27 protein-coding genes and 1 pseudogene are annotated in these 26,572 nt (G+C 39.3%); 16 read left to right on the forward strand and 12 right to left on the reverse strand.

The window, feature by feature from the left end; translation table 11 throughout:
• Positions 1 to 153 precede the first annotated feature (153 nt).
• The 6 genes from xsc (at position 154) to FLK20_RS11695 (ending at position 5,158) form a co-directional block, all read left to right on the forward strand.
• Positions 154 to 1,932, forward strand: a complete 1,779-nt coding sequence (gene xsc / locus FLK20_RS11670; RefSeq protein WP_152656740.1) for a sulfoacetaldehyde acetyltransferase — start codon at positions 154 to 156, stop codon at positions 1,930 to 1,932.
• A gap of 164 nt (positions 1,933 to 2,096) precedes the next feature.
• Positions 2,097 to 3,254: a YeiH family protein gene (locus FLK20_RS11675; RefSeq protein ID WP_152656741.1), complete on the forward strand. Its 1,158-nt coding sequence runs from the start codon at positions 2,097 to 2,099 to the stop codon at positions 3,252 to 3,254.
• A gap of 78 nt (positions 3,255 to 3,332) precedes the next feature.
• Positions 3,333 to 3,875: a GNAT family N-acetyltransferase gene (locus FLK20_RS11680; RefSeq protein WP_152656742.1), complete on the forward strand. Its 543-nt coding sequence runs from the start codon at positions 3,333 to 3,335 to the stop codon at positions 3,873 to 3,875.
• A gap of 12 nt (positions 3,876 to 3,887) precedes the next feature.
• Positions 3,888 to 4,316: a metallothiol transferase FosB gene (fosB, locus tag FLK20_RS11685; RefSeq protein WP_152656743.1), complete on the forward strand. Its 429-nt coding sequence runs from the start codon at positions 3,888 to 3,890 to the stop codon at positions 4,314 to 4,316.
• A 386-nt stretch (positions 4,317 to 4,702) separates the two neighbouring features.
• The gene (locus FLK20_RS11690) at positions 4,703 to 4,888 is read left to right on the forward strand and encodes a hypothetical protein (protein ID WP_152656744.1); all 186 of its coding nucleotides are present in this window, start codon (positions 4,703 to 4,705) and stop codon (positions 4,886 to 4,888) included.
• 15 nt (positions 4,889 to 4,903) lie between these two features.
• Positions 4,904 to 5,158, forward strand: coding sequence for a spore coat protein (locus FLK20_RS11695; RefSeq protein WP_152656798.1), 255 nt, complete (start codon positions 4,904 to 4,906; stop codon positions 5,156 to 5,158).
• A gap of 95 nt (positions 5,159 to 5,253) precedes the next feature.
• On the opposite strand, the gene FLK20_RS11700 is transcribed toward FLK20_RS11695, so the two are convergent.
• Positions 5,254 to 5,877, reverse strand: coding sequence for a response regulator transcription factor (locus tag FLK20_RS11700; RefSeq protein ID WP_194165610.1), 624 nt, complete (start codon positions 5,875 to 5,877; stop codon positions 5,254 to 5,256).
• 417 nt (positions 5,878 to 6,294) lie between these two features.
• Entirely contained in the window at positions 6,295 to 6,684 is a 390-nt protein-coding gene (locus FLK20_RS11705; protein ID WP_152656746.1) for an SLAP domain-containing protein, read from the reverse strand.
• 157 nt (positions 6,685 to 6,841) lie between these two features.
• Between FLK20_RS11705 and FLK20_RS11710 the strand changes: the two genes are divergently transcribed.
• On the forward strand, positions 6,842 to 7,060 hold the full coding sequence (locus FLK20_RS11710; RefSeq protein WP_152656747.1) for a DUF2187 family protein: 219 nt from the start codon (positions 6,842 to 6,844) through the stop codon (positions 7,058 to 7,060).
• A gap of 153 nt (positions 7,061 to 7,213) precedes the next feature.
• Here the strand turns inward: FLK20_RS11710 and FLK20_RS11715 are convergent, their stop codons facing one another.
• The 7 genes and pseudogenes from FLK20_RS11715 to FLK20_RS11745 all read right to left on the reverse strand — a co-directional run bounded on the left by FLK20_RS11715 (position 7,214) and on the right by FLK20_RS11745 (position 14,490).
• A complete protein-coding gene (locus FLK20_RS11715) occupies positions 7,214 to 7,396 on the reverse strand; it encodes a hypothetical protein (protein ID WP_152656748.1) in 183 nt (60 codons plus the stop codon).
• Positions 7,371 to 9,257, reverse strand: a complete 1,887-nt coding sequence (locus FLK20_RS11720) for a PTS fructose transporter subunit IIABC (protein WP_152656799.1) — start codon at positions 9,255 to 9,257, stop codon at positions 7,371 to 7,373. The genes FLK20_RS11715 and FLK20_RS11720 overlap by 26 nt, the downstream gene beginning before the upstream one ends.
• Before the next feature lie 66 nt (positions 9,258 to 9,323).
• Positions 9,324 to 9,764 (reverse strand): annotated as a pseudogene (locus FLK20_RS11725) (PTS sugar transporter subunit IIA); the annotation flags it as partial.
• Positions 9,765 to 9,781: 17 nt separating this feature from the next.
• On the reverse strand, positions 9,782 to 10,693 hold the full coding sequence (gene pfkB, locus FLK20_RS11730) for a 1-phosphofructokinase (RefSeq protein WP_152656749.1): 912 nt from the start codon (positions 10,691 to 10,693) through the stop codon (positions 9,782 to 9,784).
• On the reverse strand, positions 10,694 to 11,440 hold the full coding sequence (locus FLK20_RS11735) for a DeoR/GlpR family DNA-binding transcription regulator (RefSeq protein WP_152656750.1): 747 nt from the start codon (positions 11,438 to 11,440) through the stop codon (positions 10,694 to 10,696). It abuts the gene before it with no gap.
• 249 nt (positions 11,441 to 11,689) lie between these two features.
• Positions 11,690 to 13,603 carry a vWA domain-containing protein gene (locus FLK20_RS11740; protein WP_152656751.1) on the reverse strand — a complete coding sequence of 638 codons (1,914 nt, stop codon included), beginning with the start codon at positions 13,601 to 13,603 and terminating at the stop codon, positions 11,690 to 11,692.
• A 17-nt stretch (positions 13,604 to 13,620) separates the two neighbouring features.
• The gene (locus tag FLK20_RS11745) at positions 13,621 to 14,490 is read right to left on the reverse strand and encodes an AAA family ATPase (protein WP_152656752.1); all 870 of its coding nucleotides are present in this window, start codon (positions 14,488 to 14,490) and stop codon (positions 13,621 to 13,623) included.
• A 205-nt stretch (positions 14,491 to 14,695) separates the two neighbouring features.
• Between FLK20_RS11745 and FLK20_RS11750 the strand changes: the two genes are divergently transcribed.
• The 5 genes from FLK20_RS11750 to FLK20_RS11770 all read left to right on the forward strand — a co-directional run bounded on the left by FLK20_RS11750 (position 14,696) and on the right by FLK20_RS11770 (position 18,230).
• Positions 14,696 to 15,649 (forward strand): D-2-hydroxyacid dehydrogenase, encoded by a 954-nt coding sequence (locus FLK20_RS11750; RefSeq protein WP_152656753.1) that lies wholly within the window; start codon positions 14,696 to 14,698, stop codon positions 15,647 to 15,649.
• 67 nt (positions 15,650 to 15,716) lie between these two features.
• The gene (locus FLK20_RS11755; protein ID WP_227995004.1) at positions 15,717 to 16,247 is read left to right on the forward strand and encodes a thermonuclease family protein; all 531 of its coding nucleotides are present in this window, start codon (positions 15,717 to 15,719) and stop codon (positions 16,245 to 16,247) included.
• A gap of 471 nt (positions 16,248 to 16,718) precedes the next feature.
• The gene (locus tag FLK20_RS11760; protein WP_152656755.1) at positions 16,719 to 17,006 is read left to right on the forward strand and encodes a GNAT family N-acetyltransferase; all 288 of its coding nucleotides are present in this window, start codon (positions 16,719 to 16,721) and stop codon (positions 17,004 to 17,006) included.
• Positions 17,007 to 17,237 carry an excisionase family DNA-binding protein gene (locus tag FLK20_RS11765; protein ID WP_152656756.1) on the forward strand — a complete coding sequence of 77 codons (231 nt, stop codon included), beginning with the start codon at positions 17,007 to 17,009 and terminating at the stop codon, positions 17,235 to 17,237.
• 81 nt (positions 17,238 to 17,318) lie between these two features.
• Entirely contained in the window at positions 17,319 to 18,230 is a 912-nt protein-coding gene (locus FLK20_RS11770; RefSeq protein WP_152656757.1) for an RluA family pseudouridine synthase, read from the forward strand.
• Positions 18,231 to 18,378: 148 nt separating this feature from the next.
• Here FLK20_RS11770 and FLK20_RS11775 read toward each other — a convergent pair whose 3' ends face one another.
• Positions 18,379 to 19,365: a P1 family peptidase gene (locus tag FLK20_RS11775; protein WP_152656758.1), complete on the reverse strand. Its 987-nt coding sequence runs from the start codon at positions 19,363 to 19,365 to the stop codon at positions 18,379 to 18,381.
• Positions 19,366 to 19,478: 113 nt separating this feature from the next.
• Here FLK20_RS11775 and FLK20_RS11780 point away from each other — a divergent pair, with 113 nt between their 5' ends.
• The 4 genes from FLK20_RS11780 to FLK20_RS11795 all read left to right on the forward strand — a co-directional run bounded on the left by FLK20_RS11780 (position 19,479) and on the right by FLK20_RS11795 (position 23,479).
• Positions 19,479 to 19,997 carry a TlpA family protein disulfide reductase gene (locus FLK20_RS11780; protein WP_227995007.1) on the forward strand — a complete coding sequence of 173 codons (519 nt, stop codon included), beginning with the start codon at positions 19,479 to 19,481 and terminating at the stop codon, positions 19,995 to 19,997.
• Between the two features lie 165 nt (positions 19,998 to 20,162).
• Positions 20,163 to 20,348 (forward strand): hypothetical protein, encoded by a 186-nt coding sequence (locus FLK20_RS11785; RefSeq protein WP_152656759.1) that lies wholly within the window; start codon positions 20,163 to 20,165, stop codon positions 20,346 to 20,348.
• Between the two features lie 28 nt (positions 20,349 to 20,376).
• Complete coding sequence (locus FLK20_RS11790; RefSeq protein ID WP_152656760.1) at positions 20,377 to 22,263, forward strand: ABC-F family ATP-binding cassette domain-containing protein; 1,887 nt, start codon at positions 20,377 to 20,379, stop codon at positions 22,261 to 22,263.
• A 547-nt stretch (positions 22,264 to 22,810) separates the two neighbouring features.
• Entirely contained in the window at positions 22,811 to 23,479 is a 669-nt protein-coding gene (locus tag FLK20_RS11795; RefSeq protein ID WP_152656761.1) for a hypothetical protein, read from the forward strand.
• Between the two features lie 55 nt (positions 23,480 to 23,534).
• On the opposite strand, the gene FLK20_RS11800 is transcribed toward FLK20_RS11795, so the two are convergent.
• Positions 23,535 to 24,875, reverse strand: a complete 1,341-nt coding sequence (locus tag FLK20_RS11800) for a CoA-disulfide reductase (RefSeq protein ID WP_152656762.1) — start codon at positions 24,873 to 24,875, stop codon at positions 23,535 to 23,537.
• A 300-nt stretch (positions 24,876 to 25,175) separates the two neighbouring features.
• On the reverse strand, positions 25,176 to 26,522 hold the full coding sequence (locus FLK20_RS11805; protein ID WP_152656763.1) for a sodium-dependent transporter: 1,347 nt from the start codon (positions 26,520 to 26,522) through the stop codon (positions 25,176 to 25,178).
• Between the last annotated feature and the right edge of the window lie 50 nt (positions 26,523 to 26,572).

The raw sequence follows: 26,572 nt of genomic DNA on the forward strand, positions 1-26,572 counted from the left end.
TTATAGCAGTATTTTTCAAAATAACTTCTTAAAGGAGGTGTTTGTAAAAACAAGATGGAAGAAGATTTTTATAGTGTTGAATTATTTGTAGATTAGTTATTCGAAGCGAAGCAATTTTTAAGTAAAATATAAAATAATCAAGGAGGAATTACAATGGCAAAGCAATCTTTGGATCTGGAACAGGCGGCAAATCAGAAAGTGAAGATGACTCCGAGTGAAGCAATCGTTGAAACGCTGGTAGCAGAAGGTGTAAAAGAAGTTTATGGTATTGTAGGCTCTGCATTTATGGATATGCTCGATTTATTCCCGACAGCAGGAATCCGATTCCTTCCGGTAAGACACGAGCAAAGTGCAGCACATATGGCTGATGCCTATACACGCGTTTCCGGTACTGCGGGAGTTGTTATCGGTCAAAATGGACCGGGGATTACAAATATGGTCACATCTGTTGCAGCTGCAAATCAGGCTCATACACCAATGGTAATTATTTCACCATCTGCAGGTACACCGACAATCGGTTGGGACGGGTTTCAGGAAGCAGATCAGGTATCTATTTTCCAGGCAATTACAAAAGAGACAGTAAGAGTTACGCATAAGAGCAGAGTTGCAGATTGTTTACGTACAGCATTCCGGATAGCGTATGCCGAGCGCGGTCCAGTGCTTTATGATATTCCTCGTGATTTATTTTATGGAGAGCTGGAGGATCAGATTTTACAGCCGTATCAGTATCGTGTAGACTCTCGTGGCAGTGGAGATTCCGTATTATTGGATAAAGCAACAGATTTATTAAAAAATGCGGAATATCCTGTGATTATTTCTGGTCGTGGAGCCGTTGATTCTGATGGGATAGAAATTGTAAGACAGATTGCTGAATATTTAACAATTCCAACAGCTGTATCCTATATGCATAATGATGCCTTTCCGGCTGAGCATCCACTGGCTGTAGGACCAATTGGGTATATGGGCTCTAAGGCAGCAATGCATACTCTAAAGAAAGCGGATGTTGTATTAGCAATAGGAACACGGTTATCTGTGTTCGGTACACTGCCCTGTTATGATATCGATTATTTCCCTAAAAGTGCTAAAATTATTCAAATTGATATCAATCCAAGAAATATTGCCAGAACGCATCCGGTGGAAGTTGGAATTATAGGCGATGCAAAGGCAGCAACGGAAGTATTATATGAAAAATTAACAGAAGCAGTACCAAATGTTTTAGAAAATCAGACCAGGCTTGAGGAAATTGCGAAAGTCAAACAAGAATGGGAGCAGGAACTGATTGATTTGGCGATGGAGGAGGGGAATCCGATTAATCCGCGCCGTGCCTTGCTGGAGCTGACAGGAGAACTACCTGAGAATACGATTATTTCCACAGATATCGGAAATGTTTCCTCCACAGCAAATGCTTATTTAAAGTTTAATCAAACCAGGCGCCACATTGCTGCTCTAACATTCGGAAATACAGGCTTCGCATACCCGGCAGCACTGGGAGCACAGCTGGCAGAGCCTGATGCACCAGTAGTTGCCATCATTGGTGACGGAGCATGGGGAATGAGCTTACATGAAGTAAGTACGGCAGTAGAGCAAAACATTCCTGTAGTCGCTTGCGTATTCAATAATAAATCATGGGCAGCAGAAAAGAAAAACCAGGTAGATTATTATGACGATCGTTATGTTGGATCCGATATAGAGGCTCCAGAGTTTGCAGAAGTAGCTAAATCAATGGGAGCATTAGGATATACTGTTGAAAAAGCGGAAGACATTAGACCAATAATCAAGGAAGCATTAAGTCTGCGAAAACCTGCTGTAGTGAACATTTATGTTGATGGCACACAATTAGCACCTCCCTTCCGGAGAGATGCGTTGCAAATGCCAACCCGCTACCTAGATAAATATAAGCATTTGGATTACGAAGTGTGGGGAAAGGAATAGCCTTTTATAATACATTTCCGCACCAATTTATTCGGTGCGGAAATATTAAATACATTTAAACAGTTGTTTAAATGTATTTAATATAAGAAAATAGAAAAAGTGCTATGTTAGGCTGAACAATTTTTAAGCCGTATTGAAGTATTATACATAAAGGAGCTGATAACTTGGAAGAATCAAGAGAAAAGAACAGCTTATTAGACATACTGCCTGGGTTATTGCTCTGTATTGTTGTGATGTTTTTAGGTATTTATGGCGCTGAATGGATTGGATATGTAATGAAATTAACAGGTTTATTATCAGAAGGAAGCAAGACACCAGTATCCGGCATATTTGTTGCCATTTTAATTGGAATTATTATCCGGAATGTGATAAATTTTTCAGACATATTTACAAAAGGAATCAGCTTTTCAATGAAGTATGCATTACATGCCGGTATTATTCTGTTAGGTTTAAAGCTTAGTCTGATGGAAGCCTTAAAGCTTGGTGCGTTTGGCATTCCATTGATTGTTTCCTGTATATCTGTCGGGTTATTTCTCACACTGTACTTGACAAAGAAAATGAATCAGTCCAGGAGACTTGGAACGTTGATTGCAAGTGGTACAGGTATTTGTGGAGTAACTGCGATTATGGCAATATCTCCTGTTATTAAGGCGAAGGAGAATGAGATTTCTTATGCAGTAGCGAATATTACTGTTTTTGGCTTAACCGGCATGATGCTTTATCCTTTTCTCGGCCATTTTTTATTTGCAGATGATCCAATAAAAGCAGGCTTGTTTTTAGGGACAGCCATCCATGATACCGCCCAAGTGACTGGAGCAGCATTAATTTATGATCAGCTCTTTCAAAATTCTACGGTAATTGAAACGGCGACAGTCACAAAATTGACCAGGAATTTGTTTATTATTGCAATTATTCCGCTTCTATCTTATATATTCTTTAATCATTCCAGAAAAGAAGCTGGGGGGGATAAGAAAGAAAAGGATGCATTACCGAAGTGGTATACATTTATCCCGTTATTTGTTATCGGATTTTTAGTGCTTTCGGTTATTCGAACCGTTGGGGATGCTACGTTGGGAAATATGGGAGTAGCCTTTGGCATATTTGCAGAGAATACGTGGGAATCAATTTATACGAATCTAAGCACATTTGGAACAACCTATCTTCTGGGAGCTGCCATGGCAGGTGTAGGTTTATCCACGAATTTTAAAAATTTTAAAGGAATGGGACTGAAGCCGTTTTATATCGGTTTTATTGCAGCAGTGGCAATTGGTATCGTAAGTGTTGTCCTTGTTTTCTTCTTTGGCGGGCTTATTAAGGTTTAACGATGAAACAGATTTTAGATGCTTTTCTCATGTTCCTGTTATAGAATGAAAAAAGTACAGCTAACAGGAGGTTTTATTATGGATTGGTTCGAACGATTAAATGGATATTTTCCGGTAGAGGAAATGAAAGCAAAAGAACAAATGAAAGCTTTGCTGAAGGACAAGCCAAATCATTATTATAAGGATGAAAGTGACCTGCATATTATGATGTATGCGGAATTTGCAGAATTTGTTTTTGTTGATTTTCTATGGGTTTCTGAAAAAGCCCGTGGGAAGGGAATTGGTAAAAAATTGATTCAGCAGTTAAAGGACAAGCGGAAAACAATTATTTTAGAGGTGGAGCCGGTAGATGAAAATAATGAGGATACTGAAAAACGTCTTCGTTTTTATTTTCGTGAAGGATTCAAGGTGTCGAAAACCATTTCCTATACGTTTCAGGCATTAGTATCACATTCGGAAACAGAGCTGGATATTATGTATTGGGATGAAAGGGACAAGACAGATGAACAATTATTTAATTATATGATAACAATTTATGAAGAAATTCATTCTTACAAGCAGAAACAAATCTACGGATATGACCCGAAACCGACAAATGAAGTATTGAAAATGGTGAATTAAAAGGAGGATTTGATGCAGATTCAAGGAATAAATCACCTTCTATTTTCTGTTTCCGATTTAGAGAAGTCTATCGCGTTTTACCGAGATGTATTTGATGCAAAATTACTTGTAAAAGGGCGCTCCACTGCTTATTTTGATTTAAACGGAATCTGGCTCGCATTGAATGAAGAAAAGGATATTCCTCGTAATGAGATAAAAGCCTCTTATACACATCTGGCATTTTCGGTTAATGATATAGAAATGCCAGCGTGGGAACAGCATTTGAGGCAATTGGGAGTCAATATATTAGAAGGCAGAGAGCGGGCTGAAGGAGATAAACAATCCATTTATTTTACGGATTTGGATGGGCATAAGTTTGAGTTGCATACTGGAACACTTCAGGATCGTTTAGCTTTTTATCAAAATGAGAAGAAGCATATGACCTTTTATCCGGAACATTAAAATAATAAAGTGAAACTTCATTCAGTGGAGGGGCGACGCACAACGATTTTCGATGGGACGAGTAATCGCAGTCCCAAATGTTTTTCGGTGGGACGAGTAATCGCAGTCCCAGGAAGCCGCTAACATAGTCTGCTTTCTTTCCCCGCAAATGTTCGTGCCATAAGGCATGTACTAAAGGTATGACAAAAAAAGTCCCCTTGAGCTAAGCGGGCCATTATGTGGTGTCTGGCTCCCACTTAGAAATTTCTTTTCCCCTCTATTCTTAAAGTGGAGCCTTACAGCCAGTTACACTGCGATTAAATTTATTGTCACACATTTCTAAAGGAATATAATATAATTTGCCGGGCATAATAACCTTGATCAATTTTTGGAAAGGGGTTTGTCTGATGAGCCAATTAACGCAAACGGAACTGGAAACATTGCGAAAGGTTATTGGAGAGCATGGCATGATCGTCAATAAACTGGAGGCTTATGCGGAGCAGGCACAAGATCCGGAATTTAAATCGATTCTGCAATTCGATGCTCAGGATGCTCGCAATGCTAAGCAACAATTAATGTCATTTTTACAATAGGAGGGTGATTTGAAAATGTTTCAGGATAAAGAGATGGTCAATGATTATTTAAATGGTCTTAATGCAAGTTTGAAAGGTTACGCTGGTTATATTTCGGAATCAAATAATCCTCAGCTGCGCCAAAAATTTGTGGAGTTGAGAAACCGGGATGAAGCACGTCAATTGAAGGTATATCAATATGCACTGCAAAATGGTTATTATCAGCCTGGTCAGGCGGCAAGTCCTCAAGAAATTCAACAAGTACAGACTGAATTATCTCAGGGCAGTTAATGAAACAGCGAATGTGCGTATAGTATAACAACCCACTGTACTTTCATAAAAAACGAGAAGTCTAATTATTTCATAGGCTTCTCGTTTTTTCGTTATTAAATCCAGCCATTACGATACGCTAAAAGCATCGCATTAGTGCGGTCATTCACATTTAACTTCCGTAACACAGTAGTTACATGGTTTTTCACGGTTTTATCGGAGATTTCCAGATTGTTGGCGATCATTTCATTATTATTCCCTCTGGATATTTCAAGTAAAACATCCCATTCCCGTTTAGTGAGAAGACCCTCTGGACGGGATTGTAATGTAGAAGAAAGTGTTAAAAACTCATCATGCAAATCTTTGGCTAACTCAGGGTAAACATAAATAGATCCTTCATGAATGAAACGAATGCCCGATACGATTTCATTTTCGCTCATATTTTTAACAAAGTATCCATCCAGGTCAAACTCGTATAAGCGGATGATATCTTTCATATGCAAATTAGGCAGGATGATTGCAGTTTTAACATCCTTTAACTGTTCCTGCTCAAGGATACGTGTAATATCGTTGTATTGATAAATTGGGATCATAATTAAGTCTGGTATATTAGATGAATCAAGCTGAAAATCATCCAAATCTCTTAAAGATAGGATATAAATATTTAAATTTGTTTTTTCAGATAACGTAAATGCGTCGATAAAATTCAAAGTTGTGTTTGAAGTCGGTGTTATACTCAATGTTATCATCTCCTGTCATTTGGGTGAGTAGTTTCGTGATGTTAATAAAAATGAATAATTATACGTTTGAGTCTTGAATCTAATCTACAAGGTTCAGAAGGGTCATTCAAAATTGATTTATGCTATAAGGTTAAAGATATGAACTTTGTTACCTGTTGAACGGTGAAACTCCATCTTTAAATATAGCATAGGATAGCATGAATTTAAATCTTGTAACAGATTTTTAATAAAAAATGATAATTAAATCCCGGATCAAAGAAGTAGAAATACCTACTAATGCATGAATATCCAATTAAAAGACTATTTATGAACCGAACTTAATATTGAGGATTCATGATGTCTTAACTTTCGTGTATCAGCAACAAAGCAATCTTTTCCCAGTCCATACCATCTAATTTCTGTACTTAATATAGGAAATTATTGAGACTGGTATTGTGATAAATTACCATTTAAATGAATGGATGCATTGATAAAGCTGGATTCTGGAAAAATAAATGTCCAAGGCATACTGGAATCTGGAGGGACAACAAGCCTTTTTAAAGTGAATTTTTTCATTGCTTTGACAGTATCGCCTTCTACATATTCTAATATTGTGTTATCGAATGAACACGTTTGCCCGCTACAGTTATTAATTAAAACAGTAACCAATAGATCTGACCGGTGATTTCTTGCTTGCCATAAGGGAGTAAATGTAACTGATTTATCAGCTAAATCTGATTTCAATATACTTTTAAATTTTTGCTGAATCCTTTGGCGATCTATATCGGGAAGGGCTTTATCCCATTTTGGTTCAAAAACAAGGTTCATAACAAATCCTCCTTATAGATACCTTGATTATATAAGATTCGAGCATAGAAATAAATTTTTAGCGTTTCTTTTGAAAAAAAATATAATTCCTTTTACACTTATGATACGATAAGTAGGGTGAATTAGTAGTCCGCTTTGAATTAAGGGAGGTTAAATCATGGAAGAAGAAAATTTAGAACAACAGCCGGTCAAGCAAGAGGATATTGCAGAGGTTGGTGAAACCATCAGTATCGTTCGTGGTGAATTCAAAGGTAAGAAGGCAGAAGTGCTGATTATTCGCGAGAATTCTGTCATTGTTCGTATCGGGAATCATCCATCTACAGGTGAGCCGATTAAAACAGTAGTAAACCATAAAAATTATAAAAGAAAAGGCTGAGTTAAAAAATTAAAATACTGGCATCTCCTTGAGGCGCCAGTATTTTAATTTTTTAAACAGGGAAGGGGAAGTCCGGCATTTATCGAATTTCCTCTTGCATGTTAGGAAAGTATAAAATTTTAGCTAAGAAGTTATCCAACGTAGTAAAACTTATTAGGTGCCAAGTATAAGTGCAACGGTTTTGATGGGACGAGTAATCGCAGTCCCAACGGTTTTGATGGGACGAGTAATCGCAACCCAAACTAAGGCATTCGCCATGCCTTTCGGCGAATGCCAAGTTTTCTTTAAAATATAACATGTTCTTTCTTTTTTACGAGACTGGTTTTTTCCAGACACCCAGAATGACTCCTGCGATAACGGCACCGATAATTAACGATAGCAGGAAGAAGATTGGTGCATCACCTAATGGAACAACGAAAATACCGCCATGTGGAGCTGGAATGGTGCTTTGGAATAGTTGTGTCAGCCCTCCGGCTGTTGCTGCTCCGATCACAGATGAGGTAATAACTCGTAATGGATCAGCTGCTGCAAATGGAATAGCACCCTCTGTTACAAAGGATAGTCCCATAATATAGTTAGCTGTTCCGGATTTACGTTCATCTTCGGTAAATTTATTTTTAAAGAAGGATGTCGCCAATGCAATAGCTAATGGCGGTACCATCCCGCCAACCATAACAGCTGCCATAAACGCACCATCTCCAGTATCTGTGAAGATACCAATAGAGAATGCGTATGCTGCTTTATTAAATGGTCCACCCATATCGATAGCCATCATTCCGCCAAGTAAAATACCAAGTAAAACAATATTTCCTGTACCAAGCCCTTGCAGAAAGTCTAAAATAAAATTGTTTAGTGTTGAGAAAACAGGTCCGATTGCAAAATACATTGCAGCTCCGGTTACTAGCAGACCGAGTACCGGGAATAATAAAATTGGTTTAATACTTGCCAGAGATTGTGGCATATCTTTAAGCAGATGCTTGATTAGTACCATAATATAACCAGCTGCAAAACCACCGATAAGTCCGCCGATAAATCCGGCATCACTTTGTACTGCCATCATACCAGCTACTACACCAGGCATTAAACCAGGTCTATCACCAATACTCATGGCAATATAACCAGCCAGAATCGGGATTAAGAAGTTAAATGCTGTGTCCCCAACGCTATTAAAGAATAAGAATACCTCTGATTGATCTCCCAATACATTTTCAAATAAGAAGGAGATAGCCAGTAAGATCCCGCCTCCAATAACAAATGGAAGCATGTGGGAAATTCCGTTCATTAGATCCTTATAAATTTTGCCCCAAGCAGATTTTTTCTCTTCGTATTGTCCATCAGAGCTTCCTGAACTCTCACCTGAAGCACGATAAACAGGTGCTTCCTGTTTAACAGCCTTGGTAATTAACTCTTCTGCTTTTTTTATGCCATCTGCTACCGGACGATCAACTAGATGTTTTCCATCAAAGCGATCCATGTCCACTTTTTTACCAGCTGCCACAATTACTCCAGAAGCACGTTCAATTTCTTCTGCAGTCAGGAGATTCTTTGTACCGTCTGAACCATTTGTTTCTACCTTTATATCCACATTCATTTCTTTTGCTTTTTTCTTCAAAGCATCCTCTGCCATATAGGTATGTGCGATACCTGTCGGACACGCTGTTACAGCAACGACAAAAGGTCTTTCATCATTATTTGCTGGACTGCTTTGCTCAGATGCGTCTGTTTCTGCTGGTGCCGCATCTTCTTTTGTTGCATCAAGGAAAAGCTGCTGTACTTCATCCGGAGTAGCTGCTTCTTTTAATTTTGCTACAAACGCTGACTCCATTAATAGTTTAGAAAGAGCTGCCAGTGTTTGTAAGTGTGTGTCATTACCGCCTTCAGGAACAGCAATCATAAAGAAAAGATGAGCTGGCTGTCCATCTAAAGAATCATAATCCACTCCATTTTTACTTTTCGCAAATAGTACGGTAGGTTCTTTTACTGCTTTTGTTTTTGCATGCGGCATTGCGATGCCATCACCGAGACCGGTAGAGGACTGCGCTTCACGAGCCAGAATTGCTTCCTTAAATGATGCTTGCTCTGTCAGAATACCGTGTTTATAAAGACTGGCAATCATTTCATCAATGACAGCTTCTTTGGATGATGCTTGTAGATTTAAAAGCATAACTTCTTTTTTCAATAAATCTGTTACTTTCATCTCTTCATTTGTTTCTTCTTTTACTTCCTCGTCAGAAACCTCTTCTTCGGTTGCTTCGGTAAAAAGTGCATGTACTTCATCCGAAGTTGCCGCTTCTTTTAACTTGCCTATAAAGGCTGGCTCCATTAAAAGACGGGATAAGGCTGCAATTGTTTGTAAGTGTGTGTCATTACCGCCTTCAGGAACAGCAATCATAAAGAAAAGGTGAGCGGGCTGCCCATCTAAGGAATCATAATCAATTCCTTCCTCACTTTTCGCAAATAGGACAGTAGGTTCTTTTACTGCTTTTGTTTTTGCATGCGGCATTGCGATGCCATCACCGAGACCGGTAGAGGACTGCGCTTCACGAGCCAGGATTGCTTCCTTAAACGATGCTTGCTCCGTCAGAATACCGTGTTTATAAAGACTGGCAATCATTTCATCAATGACAGCTTCTTTAGATGATGCTTGTAGATTTAAAAGCATAACATCTTTTTTTAATAAATCTGTAACCTGCATGTTTTTCATCCTTTCTATTATTTAAATTAAATCGCTACTACTTGAATTTGTGAGCGTAGATTTTCAATTGTTTCTGTTGCAGCTAAATCTTCAGAGAAAGCAGTTGCACTGCCTGAAGCAACAGATGTTTTAAATGATTCGACAGGGTCATTTGTTCTTAAAAGGGTACTGATAAATCCTGCAACCATTGAGTCGCCGGCACCAACAGAGTTAATGAGCTTGCCTTTAGGTGCTTCTGCTTTATAGTTTCCCTGATTTGAGATAAGCAATGCGCCATCTCCACCCATAGAAATAATAACGTGCTCTGCTCCTTTGTCTAACAGCTTTCTGCCATAAGATATCACTTCTTCATTTGTTTCCAGCTTTACACCAAATAATGCTTCAAGCTCATGAATATTCGGTTTAACCAACAGCGGTTTATAGCTTAAAGATGCTTCCAGTGCAGAGCCTGTTGTATCAATGGCAAACGCCGCACCCTGACTGGTTACTTTCTGGATTAACTGCTCGTAGAAGTTATCTGGCAGAGAAGGGGGCTTGCTTCCAGATAAAATAACGGTATCTCCTTCTTTTACCTCTTCTAATTGATTTAGGAACTGGGCAACTTCTGCATCTGATAAAGCAGGACCGCATCCATTTATTTCCGTTTCCTGGGCGGCTTTCAGTTTGATATTGATGCGGGTATCTTCCTTGATATTGACAAAGTTTGTCTGAACATTTAATTCATTTAAAGCATCTTCAATGAATTTACCTGTGAAGCCGCCTACGAAGCCGAGGGCAATAGAGTCTGTTGCAAGTGCTTTTAAAATTCGTGATACATTAATACCTTTTCCGCCAGGGAGTTTATAGTCGTTATTCATGTAGCTTAGTCCGCCCAATTCTAATTTGTCGACAGGTACAATGTAGTCAATCGATGGATTTAAAGTTATGGTATAAATCATCTAATCTACCTCCAAAATTGTTGAGTGATTTAAATAGGGCTGATGTATATTTGAAATTTTATCAGTAATGAACGTTACATCGGAAAAATCGCATATCTTTGCAAAGCTGACTTTATTCCATTTACTATCATCTGCAAGAAAATAAGTGTCTGAAGCTCTTTCAATTGCTAACTGTTTCATTAATGCTTCCTCAGGATCTGGTGTTGTACAGCCATATGTCATATCAATACTGTCTACGCCGAGAAAGGCTTTTGTAAATTGATAATTCATTAAAGAACGTTGACTGGGTGCGCCTACCATCGCTTTTGTAGAATGCTTTAATTTACCGCCTACGAGATAAGCTTCAATTTGTCTGTCTGCCAGCATAGAAGCATGAGCAACACCGTTTGTAACAACGGTAATAGACGAATTAGATAGAAATGGAATCATTTCAAGCGTTGTCGTACCTGCGTCTAAATAAATAACATCATTCTCTTCTAAAAGTGAGACAGCATACCTCCCTATATTCTTTTTTTGTTGACTGTTTTTGACCGTTTTTTCCTGGTACGTCAGCTCTGCTCCAAAGGTAGCGTTTAATTTTGCACCGCCATGAATGCGTAACAGGAGCCCTTTTTCTTCTAGATACGCAAGATCTCTGCGGATAGTGGATTCAGAGCAGTTAAGGCTCTCGATTAAATCAACAGACTTTACTACACCGCTTTCATTTAAACGATGTAAAATAAATTGATGACGCTCATCTGTTAGCATTATCCTCACCTCTTTAAATTATCATAGCATTAAATTCAATCGAAAACAACCAAAAACATTCATTTTCATCTATTAAAATAACATTCAGAAAGTAGTGTTGTCTTTAAAAGGGGGAACAGGATACTTTAGATATGGAAATGTAATGAAAGTTATGCAGGTATTTTCCATTTGTGAATCTAGTGCAAAAATTTCACATAAAAAAGACAGCATCTCAGAGAAATGCTGTCTCTAGCATACAGGATAATAATGTTATATTGCCTTTAATAACAGCCGCTTAAGGAGAGGAGTGAACTGCTCCGGTAAGGTACTCACATCGGGAACCATGATACGTTCTTTGCCATAAATATTTTGCATCATAGTATCATCATTTTCTTCAACATGCCCGTTAGCAAGAAACATTCCGACCACATCAATTTGGTGCTTTCGAGCATTGGCGACAGCCTGATACGTATCGACAATGCCGTTCTGATCATAGCCTGAGGCTGCCGGCTGTCCATCAGAAAAGACGAGCAAAAATTTATTCTTCTCGCTTCGGCTCATTAATTTTTGGGTAACATGGCGAATGCTGAACCCATCCCGATTATCCTCCTGTGCCTCCAGCTGCATAATTTTAGCGCCCTGGTCTTTATAGAAGGAATCCTCCAGCGTTTGAATATACTGCAGATAGTTTGGCTGATAATTGTCACTTACTTTATTGGCATCTTCCCAAAAGCCGATAATTTCATGCGGGATGCGCAGTTCTTTTAATACTTCATGAAAAAGCGTTACGCCGCGTTTGGTTTCTTCGATTTTGTTTTCCATCGAGGCAGAGCAATCAATTAATAGGGTAAAGACAGCATCAAATTCTTTGGATTCCTGTTCTTTCTTATAAAAAGCCCGTGGAGAATCGTCTAAGAAGACAGGGAGCAGCTTTTTGGAAAGGCGGCCAAACAATAAACCGGTTCTAGGTGTATTCTGCTTATGCTCCAGAGTTAGTTGAATGGTTTTGGCGAGTTTTCGCTTGAAGGGATCAATTTCCTCCACAAACTGCTGATATTGCAGCTCTTCATCCTCTGTAGGTGTTTCTGCATATTCAGTAAACATTCGGGCATGCTCATTCTCTTTGCCGAAGCTCGATTCACTGCCGTTTTCAGAAGTATTTTCTTCCTTGTTCAATGATTCCTGATCTGAATAGTCATTTTGCTCACTTTGGCCAGTTGCTCCTTGAATTGCAGCCATCGCCTGATCGCCGTCCTCTGTTTCACGTGCACCGCCTCCGAGCATAGATGTTTTTGTTCCCTGCTCTAACTCAAATTGCAGGAAATTTTGCTTGCGCTCATCATTTTTATTTTCACGATGCCAGGTAGAGAAGGTCTCATCAAAGTATTCATTTTCTTCGTTTGTTTCTTCTTGCCGGTCATTGTTCACCAGCGGATCTGTGCGTGTTAATTCATCAAAAAGTGTACTTTTCTCATAGGCTTCCACGTGCCCGATTGGCAGGATAAAATATTCATGAATGGAATCTGTATAGCCTGCTCTTTGCATTTTCTGTACAATTTGCTCTGTTAAAGCAACATTATCCCGGGTATGCCTTGTCTCAAAAACACTGTATAGATTAGGTTTTAAGCTGTCGAGCATATCCAGCTGTGCTTCTTCTACACGTGGAAAGCCCGGATCTGGACGGCTTGCAAACAGTAGTAAATAAATCATACAAAACATTTCATCCGTCGCATAACTGCGTGTTATATTGGATTGCAGCTGTGTCGTGAAAAAATGATGGAAATATTTTTGCCGGTACGTAAAATTCCGTTTTGTACCGGGTCGTTCTTTACGGATAGCGTCTTCCAGACGAATATCCTCTAATAACGTCATCAGCTGAATGGAAAATTTAGGAAGAAGAGAATCTTGTACGTTCTCTTTAAATTGCCGCAGGCTTTTTACATCTGTCTGATGCAGCGTACCTAATGTTCGCAGGATCACATCTGATTTGGCACCGGCTTCTTTTGTTTCCAAAGGGAGCCGATCCCAAAAACGGCTGGCTGTTACTTTATTTTCGACTAAATCAATAAAGGAGCCAAAGCTGGACTCAAATTGCAGCTGTTCATTCTTTGCCAAAACAGCAGTTAAATCCTGCAATTGCATAAATAGATGGGTATCGACCTTTGTCTGATGAAATCGGTACATATAGAAGGCTCCTTTAATTAAAATAACGTGTCTGCCAGATTGACAACAAACGCTTTTTCACGTTCTTCCTCAAGCTTATCAACAATGCTGCGTAAAATAGCGCGTTTAGGCGGGAGGTAAGCCGAAAGATCACAAGCATCGAGCAAAGCGCGAATCGAGGCGGCATCCTCTGACAATTTTCCTTGACTTACCGCTGTAATTAAATCATTAGACAACGTAACAAAATGCCCGATCAGCTGCTTGTCTGTCAAATTAGTTGAATCTGTAATTAATTGCTCCAGCTGCTCTCCCTGAATATAAGGCACATCAATAACGATAAACCGGTTTTTTAATGCTTCATTTAATGGAACTGTTCCAATATAGCCTTCATTAATGGCTGCAATCACACCAAAGCCATCTATAGCAGTAACCATTTCATTGGTAAATGGGTTTGTAATCGTCCGGCGATAATCTAAAACACCATTAATTAATGGCAAGGTTTCCGGTTTAGCCATATTAATCTCATCAATATATAGAAAAGTTCCTTGCTTCATCGCGTTGATCACTGGCCCGGGGACAAATTGAATCGTTTGCTTCTCATCTTCATAGGCAAGTGTTTTGAAGCCCATTAAGCTTTCTGCATCCAAGTCTACAGAGCAGTTTACACTGTACATCGGACGTTCAAAAAGAGAGGAGAGGGTCTCTGCAAATTTTGTTTTTCCTGCACCGGTCGGCCCCTTTAATAAAATATTTTTACCCATGCTCAATGCAACAATCGCATCGATTAATAATTCCTCGCTGGGAGGCAGGTAACCGCCGGAACGGATCAGCTCCTGTTGGTCTGTTATTTGTTTTTTATTATTTTCAAGCAGTCCTTGAACTGCTTCTGGTAATTGGTTTGCCTTCATGATTGGTTCTCCTTTTGAAATCAACTGCATTGATTCCGTTTTTATTGGCATTAAGCCCCGTTCACATTGTATTACTACTTGTACAAAAACACAAAGAATGCGCAGGCGTTGCGATGCAGAGAAGCAATTGCTAAGATAAATATAACAATAAAAAAAGGACAGGTGCCATCAATAGTTATAAGAATGGTGTCGGATAGGAGGATATATGGCTAAACGGATAATGGCGATTCATTTAAATTTAGAGGATAAGTATGTAGAAGAAATTCAGAAGGCTGCTCCAGATTGGGATATTCATACAGGGAAAGAGCTTACAGACGATATTCTCAAAAAAGCAGAAATTCTTCTTCATTGGCGCAAGGATAAAGAAAGCATCTATCTGAACAGCAATCAGCTAAAATGGGTGCAATCATGGAGTGCGGGTGTTGATTCCTTAAATCTGAATAAAATTGCTGAAAAAGGCATCCAATTGACAAGTGCAAACGGGGTACATAGCTATCCGATATCAGAAACAATTTTTGCTTACATTCTTGGTTTCACCAGGTTAATTCATACCTATGTCAGACAGCAGCAGGAAAAGGTCTGGCATCATGCAAAGCTGCGCGGTGAAGTTCATAACAAAACGATTGCAGTGCTTGGTGTCGGGAAAATAGGGCAGGAAACAGCTAAAATAGCAAAAGCCTTTGGAATGAGAGTGCTTGGCGTCCGGCATTCAGGAAAAGCAGCAGAGTTCGTTGATGAAATGTATCAACCACACCAGCTGGATAAAGTACTTCCGCAAAGTGACTATGTTGTGGTTACTTTACCATTAACAGAGGATACTCATCATCTTATTGGTGAGGAACAATTTAAACAGATGAAAAAAGATGCTTTCTTTGTCAATATCGGACGTGGGCCGATTGTGGATGAAAAGGCACTAATTGCAGCGCTTGAGAATAATGAAATTGCCGGTGCCGGACTGGATGTATTTGAAAATGAGCCATTAGATAATTCCAGCCCGCTCTGGGAGATGGAAAATGTTATTCTGACACCACATACAGCAGGTGCAACGGAGTTTTATAATCAGCGTGTCATTGAAGATATATTTATTCCGAATTTAAAAAGCTATTTAAATGGAGAAGCGCCATCGATTAATCTATATCGGCATGAACGCGGATATTAATCGCTTATAGAGACTGCTTGAAAAGAGAAATGAACAAAGAATATGGATGAAGGTAAGGATGCAGGAAATGAAAAAGATACTTATTTTGCTCGCATTTCTGTTTGTGTTAACAGGCTGTGAACTGCTTGATTTTATTGATGACAGTGAGCCGGCTGAGGGAAGAGAGTTTGTAACCATCGAACGTGTAGTGGATGGAGATACAGTTATTGTGCATTTGGAAGATGGAACAAGAGAGCGGGTCCGTCTGCTCTTAATTGATACGCCCGAGAGTGTGAAGCCGAATACAGAAGTACAGCCATTTGGCGAGGAGGCAAGTGACTTTGCCAAAGAGCTGATGCCTGAAGGGGAGACGGTTGAATTGGAAAGAGGGAATCCGGATCGGGATGATTATGACCGGATGCTTGCCTATATCTGGGTGGATGATGAAAATGTGAATCAGAGATTGGTAGAGGAAGGCTATGCAAGGGTTGCTTTTGTGTATGAGCCGAATACAAAATATTTAGATGAGCTGGAGGAAGCGCAGGAAGAAGCAAAGGAGAATGGAGAAAATATCTGGTCGATCTCCGGTTATGCAGAAAGCAGGTTTACTGAATACTAAAGAACAATTACGCGGCAATGTCTATCCAACATACTTTGCCGCGTTTTTAACACTTTTAGAAAGTATAAAGAATTTAAGGGAAAAGGTATAATTGCAGCGGTTTTCTTGGGGTGAGTAATCGCGACCCCAGCAGTTTTGATGGGAGGAGTAATCGCAGTCCCAGATCCCGATTAAGGCATTCAGTGGAAGGCTTAGCGGATGCCAAGTATTCTTTAGAAATTTAGTTAAGCTTTTCCCATGTTTCTCTGTCCATTCATTTTCTGTCAGATGGTAATAATTGTCGGATCATAGTACTCATGAAACCACCTTAAAGTCCATTATAAGAAAGAGCCTTCTGTATCCTCCGGCAATTCATTCCGAGAAAAAGAGCTTAATTTCGCAATATTTAAAACGCTTACAGAAATAATGTCTTGAGACAAGAAACTGGAAAGAGTATAATGAAAGATAATGTTGACATTTAGGAGGGCTAAAATGGCTACAATTCATAAAGGAGAAACAAAATTTTACGTCGGGGAGGATATTCGTGACCCGAAAGCAGAAATTACTTTTGTACAATCAGGCTCGAATCGCTTAGTTATTGATCATACGTATGTGGCAAAAGAACTCCGAAGCCAGGGAATTGCTCAACAGCTGCTGGAGCAGGTTGTTTTATATGCAAGAGAGAATAATAAATATATTATCCCTTTATGTCCGTTTGCAAAAAATCAAATGAAGAAAAATGAAGCGTATCATGACGTCCTTCAAAAACAATATATTTAAATGTATCTGACAATAGAAGAAACAGCGGCATATTTATCCATAGATGAATCGATTGTACGTGCTTATGTATTACAAGGGAAGATTCGTGCAGTTTATGATGGGGAAAATTATTTAATCAACAAAGAGCAATTTACAACATATTTTGAACAGGTTGAAAAGTATAGAAAATTAATACAGGCATACTTAGATGAGCCAATTCCGGAAGATATTGATGTGAAGGATGAGGATTGAGTTCCTTCACGAGGCTGCATAATAGATCATGATTTGCAGAAAATGAAATTCTATCCTGTGAAAGAATAAAGGAGATTTTAAATGAAAAATAAAAAACGTCCCCGATCGAAAAAAACTGCCCCTTTTTTAACTTATGAGGTTACAGAATCAGGAGAGCTGTTCCCTTTCCTAAGAGAGGTTTTGGCAAATCGCAGCCGTAATTCGGTAAAGTCTATTTTAACGAGAGGGCAGGTCTCTGTGAATGATCGTATCCAAACACAGCATAATTACATGCTGGAAAAGGGACAGGTTGTTAAAATTTTAAAAAACAAAGAAGCAGTAAAGCAAGAAGTCTTTATTGGTATGTCCATTATTCATGAAGATGAGGATATTATTGTTATTGATAAAGAAGCAGGCCTGCTTTCCATTGCGACCAAGGAAGAAAGGCGGCAGACAGCTTTTCACCAGCTGATGGATTATGTGAAGCAGGATAATCCTGCGGGTCGTGTTTTTGTTGTGCATCGCTTAGATAAAGAAACCTCTGGTGTGATGATTTTTGCAAAAAGCGAGGAAGTAAAGCGTAAACTGCAAAACAATTGGAAAAATATTGTGAAAGAAAGAATCTATATTGCGTTAGTAGAGGGACAGGTTCAAAAAGAAAAAGGTTATATTGTTTCCTGGTTAAAGGAAAGCCCGACACATAAGATGTACTCCAGCCGTGTTAAAAATGACGGACAGCGTGCAGCGACACGTTATCGGGTGATTCAATCCAATCAACAGTTTTCTTTATTGGAAGTAGAGCTGGAAACAGGAAGGAAGAACCAGATTCGTGTGCATATGCAAGAGCTTGGTCATCCAGTTGTAGGTGATAAGAAATACGGCGGCGGTCATCGGCGGATGATTGGGCGGTTAGGCTTGCATGCAAAAGCATTGGCATTATATCATCCGAGAACAAATAAACTGATGTTTTTCCGTTCAGAGGCTCCAAAGTCTTTTTATCATAAAACGAAATAATATAAATGAGCGTGTTCAAAAAATGTGATAAAAATAAACTGCCGGTTCACACTCGGACTTTATTTTTATGGAACTGTTTAAACAACCTCTAAAAGCCATTATCCATCTGAACTGTTAGGATGATGGCTTTTAATATGTCAGAAATTCGTTAAATGGGAGCTTTCTCTAATATTCTTCCCCCACGCCCGACTGTTGTTTCTGCCTGCTGTAAAGATCGGTAGATGGCTTCTTCAATCATCTCTGCAGCAGCCTGGAAAAATTGATTCATGATAGGATGATCATCCCGAATCATTGTTATGGATTCGGTCACTTGACTAGAATGATGATTAATTTTTGCGGCTGTAGAAAAAGCAATGGCGATATCACCGCTTCCGTTATCGATTTTACTGCCTGTTCTGCTGAGCCCGACTGCACAACGCCTGGCAAGTCTTTTTAACTGCCGGTCAGAAAAAGGAGCATCTGTTGCAAGAATCATCATAATGGAGCCGTCTGGTGTATCGGGGTTTTCATCAGAGTCAGTGAGAAACAAAGCCTGTTCCCGTTTGCCAAAGTTACTTACCACAAGTGCGCCAAGCGTATAAATATCTTGTTCAGCAGGAAGAATTCTGGAAGCAGTGCCAATGCCACCTTTATACCCGAAGCACTGCATGCCGGTTCCAGCCCCGACAGCTCCCTCCGCGCTGCTTGCAGATGTCGCGTTTTGAATGGCTAGTGCGGCATGCTTCGGCTGTACTGCTTGCAGACGGATACTGTTTAAATACCCATCATTACATTCTCCGACGACTAAATTAATTGTTCCTGTCGTATCACCGATTTCCTTCGTTTCCTCCAGCATATATGTTAATGTTCCCTGCATAACAGCTCCGACACTTAGTGTATTTGTCAGCATAATCGGGGACTCTAAAACACCAAGCTCATCCATTTGTACTAATCCGGTTGTTTTTCCAAAACCATTAATGACCGCGTTCCCCGCTATAACTTTTTTTCGAAATATATTTTCCGTATGAGGCAAAATGGCCGTAACTCCGGTGCAAATCGTGTCTTTATCATTTACATGCTCATACAGCGTAACATGACCAACCTGAACGTCAGGAACATCGGTAATGCAATTTTTTTCTCCTTTTGATAATGTCATCCGTTTCAAAACCTTTCATTATTATTAATATTCTTTTTTATCAAATTATAACAAATGAAATATCATTTGTATGAGATAAACTGTATCGGAGAAATTAAAACAGAGGTGATTATATGGGGAGATATCGAATTAAAATTTTTATGCTTAGTCTGTTTATTTTGTTACTAACCCTGCAACCTGTATATGCTGAAGATGTGCAGGAGGGATTAGAGATTGGTGATAGAGCACCGGATTTTATGCTGGAAACACTGGATGGGAATGCAGTACAATTATCTGATTTTCAAGGTGAACGGGTCATGATTAATTTCTGGGCAACCTGGTGTCCGCCATGTCGTCAGGAGATGCCGGATATGGAGCGATTTTATCAGGAGCATGACCCTGTTATTCTTTCTGTAAACCTGACGGATGGAGAGCTGAACATAAAGCAGGTAGAGCGTTTTATTCAGGAGCTCGAACTGACCTTTCCTGTTTTATTAGATAAAGAAGGAGAAGTCAGTAATTTGTATCGTATTCAACCGATTCCAATGACGTATATGGTTGATGCAGATGGAATCATTCAATTTAAGTCGTTTGGTGCTTTAAGCTATGAGCAGATGGTGAAGCAGTTTGAGCAGATGGAGGGAGAAGAATAAGGTATTTTTCTTTATTAAATACCACTAACAAACAGCCTCTCTAATAAGAATAAATAATTAGGATAGAAAAATGCCTGCGTATACGATAAAATATACGTTAGGCGTTTTTTTAGAGTATTAAATAACTAATACATAGATAATTTAGATCTTGAGGAGGCATTAAAAATGAAATTACTGCTTGGGCAGTTTGTTGTTATTTTTATTGTGTGGGCTGGTTTATTTACCTTTTTCCAAGACATGAACCAGGTAAGTCAACTTATTTTCTATTTAGTTACCTCGTGGTTATTATTACTGGTTGTTCTAATTATCAAGACATGGATTCGGGAAAAGAAAGGAACTAATCAAAAATAATCCATATTTTAAAAGGAAGTGTTGTGTTATGCTGCGTATTGAAAATATCAGCAAATCCTATGGAGATAAAAATCTGTTTACCAATATAAATACAGCCATTGGTGAATTTGAGCGGATCGGGTTAATTGGTGTGAATGGCACTGGGAAATCGAGCTTTTTAAAAGTGGTTGCAGGAATAGACGAGCCGGATCAGGGAGAAATAAAGCATGCAAAGGATTACAGGATCGAGTATATTGCCCAGGAAACAGTGCTTTACGAGGATTTGACTGTTATCGAACAGATCTACTATGGTGAATCCGAGCAAATGAAGCTGATGCGCGCTTATGAACAAGCGCTGCTTAATTTGGAGCAGAACCCGGAAAAGGAAGCATTCCAGGAACATTTATTACAGCTGCAGCAAAAGATGGATCAGGCAGAGGCGTGGGAAGCCAATGCCAATGCGAAAACGGTTTTAACAAAGCTGGGGATAACATCATTTGATAAAAAGGTTTGTGAGCTTTCTGGCGGTCAACGGAAAAGGGTCGCCATTGCGAAAGCACTGATTCAGCCGGCAGACCTTCTTATCTTAGATGAGCCGACGAACCATTTGGATCATGAAACGGTGGAGTGGTTGGAGAAATATTTACAGAATTATCGTGGCTCTATCCTTTTAGTAACCCATGACAGATATTTTCTGAACCGGGTAACCAATCGTATTTTTGAGCTGGATAAAGGAACCCTCTATACATACACGGGAAATTATGAGCTGTTTTTAGAGAAAAAAGCAGAGAGAGAAGCGCTGGAAATCAGTGACGAACAAAAGCATCGTAACACTTTAAAACGTGAGCTTGCCTGGCTGAAACGAGGAGCAAAGGCAAGATCAACAAAGCAGCGTGCCCGTGTAGAGCGTGTAGAAGAAATGCAGGAAAAGAAATTTGATACAAAAAAAGAGAACCTTTCTATCCAAGCTGGATCAAAACGGCTAGGGAATGATGTGATCGATCTGGAGGGTGTCTCGAAATCCTTTGAACAGCAAACACTAATTCACGACTTCTCCTATCAAATTATTCCAGGCGACCGAATTGGAATTATTGGACCTAATGGTACGGGGAAAACAACTTTACTCGATATGATGGCACAGCGTATATCACCTGATACGGGAAATGTAAAGCTTGGTGAAACGGTTCAAATTGGCTATTATACACAGGGTGATGAGGATCTGGATGGAGATTTACGTATTATTGAGTACATGAAAGAAGTGGCAGAGGTCATGCATACCGCAGATGGACAAGTGATTACAGCGGAGCAGCTGCTGGAGCAGTTTTTATTTCCCAGATCGCAGCAATGGTCCTATATTCGTACGTTATCAGGAGGGGAGAGGCGCCGGCTTTATTTACTTAAAGTATTGATGCATGAGCCGAATGTCTTGTTTTTAGATGAACCGACCAACGATTTAGATACCCAAACATTAGCTGTTTTAGAAGAGTATCTGGAAACATTCCCGGGTGTGGTTGTTACTGTTTCGCATGATCGTTATTTCCTGGATCGAATTGTTGAAAAGCTCTTTGTCTTCAAAGGAGAGGGAGAGGTTTCTATTTATTATGGAAACTACAGTGAATTTCTAGAGACCAATGCTATTCCTAAACAAGCAAAAACAGCAGCTGTGAAAGAAACAAAATCGGAGGCTCCTGTTAAAGTAAAGAAGAAACTATCTTACATGGAACAGCGTGAATGGGAAACAATAGAGGATGAAATTACACAGCTGGAAACACGGTTAACGGAAATAGAACAGGAGATTGCAACAGCAGGAAGTGATATCGGAAAGGTTCAGCCGTTATTTACAGAGCAGCAGGAGCTGGAAGATAAATTAGAAGAAAAAATGGAACGCTGGGAGGAATTATCCTTGCTTAAGGAAAGCTTTGAATCAGGAAAATAATTAGGCAGGATATAATTTTTAGGTTATACAAAAAACTGGGTAGCATTCATATGTTTGGCGTGTTATACTTACGTTGCACTTTAAGGAAATATAAGATATTTAAGGAATAAAGTATAAGTGCAACGCTTTTAATGGGGCGAGTAACCGCAGACCCCAACGCTTTTAATGGGGCGAGTAATCGCAGACCCAGTTCCCAATTAAGACAATCTATGCCTTTTTGGCTTAGCTTGTCTAGTTTTCTTTAGAAAATCACCAGATAGGTTAGGGAAACTCTAGAGTAAGGGCGCTGATCGCACTTGTGACTGATAAAGTTTCTTTTGAATTAGTCCCTGCTGCTGAATAAAAATAGTCTTATCTCTTCAGAATGGAAAAGAAAGCTTATAGAGGATGTTCAAAAAGATCAACAAACATGACACGACGGGAAAAGGATTTTCTACTAAGAAGACCCGCGTTGTGCTTATATACGTTTCATTTTTACGAGTATGAGGGAATATAAAGAAGAAAAGCGTACCTTATTTTGGGATTGATTAATCAAGGAGGTCATTAAATGAAGCTTTTTCAAGTAAGAAAAGGGCAATTTGTATTTTATGAAAATGAATTGCATAAGGTATATTCTGTGAAACCAATGTTTAAAAAATCTGTTCATATGTATCGGTTAAAGGATATGAAGCAGGTTTTAACAACAGCGAAAGATATTAACTTTTATCGTCCGAAGCACAATGATACATTTATTTTTTATGGAAAGCGATATACGATTGATCAATATGCAAAACCAAAAGCCGGTGATTATATTTTAATCGTGAAGCCGACTCCTGATTTCTTAGATCATTATTCATTAAATGAAATTGAGAAGGTGGAGCGTGTAGAAGACGGAAATGTAATTACCACGCGTGATAATGGTGTAAAACATAGTGAATATGTTGTGATGGTCCCTGGGAAGGCCGAAGCAAGCCAGGAGATTGCCTATTTCGACAAGTCCCTTGTTCCGGAAGAAAAGCAGTTGCAAGATGAATCTATTTCTTATTTAGCAGAAAATGATGAGACATTAAAGCCGGCTGTTGGTGATATTTATTTGGACGTTAACAACAATACCCGGGCAATGATTGTAGCAATGACTGATGATGAGATTGTATTCGGTCATGGTGTCCGAGTTCATGTAGCAGAACTGCTGGATGAAACAAGGTATGAGTTAGTTTATCAATTTGAAGATCATTAAGAATAAAGCCGGCTGAATTAGTCTTCAGCCGGCTTTATTCTGCTGTTTGCGTATTTTATTTTTTCCATTGCTCCCGGGCTTTATATCCCAGAATGTTAATAGCATCCTTTGAGCTTGAATAAATAGGGTTATAGCCAAGCTCCAGGTCTGTTAAGTCATCAACTGTAAGCTTTCCTTTAATCGCTGTTGCCAGTACAGCCATGCGCTTATCTGCCCCTTTTGCACCGATAACACTGCCTCCTAATAACTGCCCGGATTTTGGATCATATACGATTTTCATCCAGAGCTTTTCGGAACCAGGATAATATCCGGCGTGAGAGAAGCCTTTTGATATGACAGCTTCATACGGAATAGCTAATTCATCCAATGCTTTACTATTTTGCCCTGTGATCGCAACTGTTAAATCAAAGACACGGAAAAGAGATGACCCTAAAATGCCATCACGCTGAATCGTTTCACCGTTTAAATGTGAGGCAATGACAAACGCCTGCCGATGTGCGGGCCATGCTAAGGCTACGTGAGCTGGCTTTTTAGTGATAAAATCGACTTCCTCCACAGCATCTCCCAAGGCATAGATGGAAGGATCACTGGTTTGCATCACATGGTTGACTTTAATGGCGCCGGTTTCTCCTAATTCCAGCCCTGCTTTCTTGGCTAATTCAATATTTGGTCTGATACCAACAGCCATAAGTGTCATATCAGCTTGAATCGTCTTTCCGCTTTGCAGGTGCAGGGTAGTACCATGATCTGAATAGCTTTCCAGTTTATCATTTAGATAAAGTGTAACGCCATTTTCTTTTAAATGTTCATCTACATGACTGGCCATATCCGGATCCAGCCGTTTCATGACATGCTCTGAATGATCGACAAGAGCGCAATGAAGTCCCCGTTTATGCAGGTTCTCGACCATTTCTAAGCCGACAAAGCCTCCCCCGATGATTGCTGCTGTTTTTGGATTCTTATCCGCAATAAATGCTTCAATCCGGTCCATGTCTTCTATCGTGCGCAGTGTAAAGGTGTTGGACTGAAGTCCTGGCAGATCTGGCAGAACAGCCCGTGCTCCTGGAGAAAGAATTAATGTATCATAGTCTATCTCATAAGGCTTATTATTTTTTTCAAAGAAAATCGTTTGCTTTTTTCTCTCAATATGGGTAACTTCTGCATAGGTTTCAATAGAAAGATTATATTTCTCTGCAAAATCGTTCTCGGAATAAATAATCCGATTTCGATTGGTAATATCTCCGCCTATATAGTAAGGCATCCCGCAGTTAGCAAAGGAAATATAACCGCAGCGGTCAAGGATATGAATTTCCGAATCGGGATCATTTCTCCGTATCTGTGCTGCCACCGTAGCCCCGCCGCCGACACCGCCAACAATTACAATTTTATTTACCATAATATAATGACTCCTTTCGAAATAACCTGGAATTGGTTCATTAATATAATAGTTCCCCATATTACCTTAATCAAAAAGTGATTTATATAAAATAAAGGATTTTATCCCTAAATACACTACACACCAGAGGAGTCTCTGTGTATTTCCGGATTACTACTTCCGCTAAAAAACATCGCTGGTTATAGTGTAGATGCAAAAGATAGATTCAATAATTCAACGTATATAGCTATAAGATTATAAATAGAAAAGTTCTTATAAAAAAACTCTCTACAAACAGCAGAGAGTTTTCAGCTTCTTTATTTATAGTACCCCTAATGAATAAAGAAAAACGATAATGATGGTAATCGGGGCAAGCCATCGTAATATCTGGTACCATGCCTGGAATAATCCATTGTTTAATTGATTACCCGCATGAAACTCTTGCTCAACCAATTTGCGATCCATTTTAAAGCCTGCAAATAAAGCGATAAGCAAACAGCCGCCAGGGAGCATGATATTACTTACTAAGAAATCACTTGCATCGAATACGGTTTTTCTGAAAATATGAAAATCAGCAAGCGCATTCGACGATAAAGCAGCTGGTATCCCGAAAATAAATACAGCCAGACCGGCAATCCAGGCAATTTGTTTTCGCGATGCTTTTACTTTTTCATTTATAGAAGAAGTAATTATCTCCAGCATACTGAACGAAGAAGTTAATATCGCAAAGAGGAATAAGAACAGAAATAAACTCAAGAATATTTCCCCAAAAGGCATTTGCGAAAATGCTTCTGGAAGAACGATAAATAATAGTCCCGGTCCTTCTGTCGGTTCAAGCCCAAAGGAAAACACAATTGGGAAAATGGCTAGACCGGCAAGGAGAGATACCATAATATTCATAATGGAAACAGAAGCCGCTGATTTGGTTAAGCTGATATCCTTTGCAAGATAAGAACTATAGGTGACCATGACAGATACCCCGACTGCAAGCGAGAAGAAGGCCTGCCCTAATGCATATAAGATATTTTCTCCGTTTAACTGTGAAAAGTCAGGCTGAAGGAAAAAACGTACCCCCTCCATTGCACCTTCAAAAGTTAATGCACGAACAACAATAATGATGAAAAAGATAAATAATAAAGGCATCATTATTTTATTGTACTTCTCAATACCATTTTGAATGCCGTTAGAGATAACAAATGAATTGATAAATACAAAGACAGCAAGACCTGCAACTGTCAGCAGCGGATTACCGGTAATTGTATTAAATAGAGCTGCATAATCGGCATTGTCTGTAACAACCATGCCGGGAATCGACATCAGGCTGTAAATTAATACCCAGCCGCCGACTACGCTGTAAAAGGACATTAAGATAAACGCACCGATAACTCCCCAATGCCCAATAAAGGAGAAGATGCTCCGTTTTGGTGCAAGCTTTTGGTAGGCGCTGACTGCTTCCTTCTGAGCACCGCGGCCAATTACAAATTCAGCGATCAGCAGCGGAAGACCGATTAGAACGGTAAATAATATAAAAATAAAGAAAAACGCACCTCCGCCATTCATTCCAGTCATATATGGGAACTTCCAAATGGCACCTAAGCCTACTGCAGCACCGGCAGAGGATAAAATAAATCCAAGTCTTGTTGACCATTGTTCAGTCTTTTTCTCCATATTCGTAAAATCCTTCCTATTAAAAAATCAAAATCAAGTATATCATAAAA

Origin of the sequence: Oceanobacillus sp. CFH 90083, assembly GCF_009389585.1 — a bacterium.
Lineage (GTDB): Bacteria > Bacillota > Bacilli > Bacillales > Amphibacillaceae > Oceanobacillus.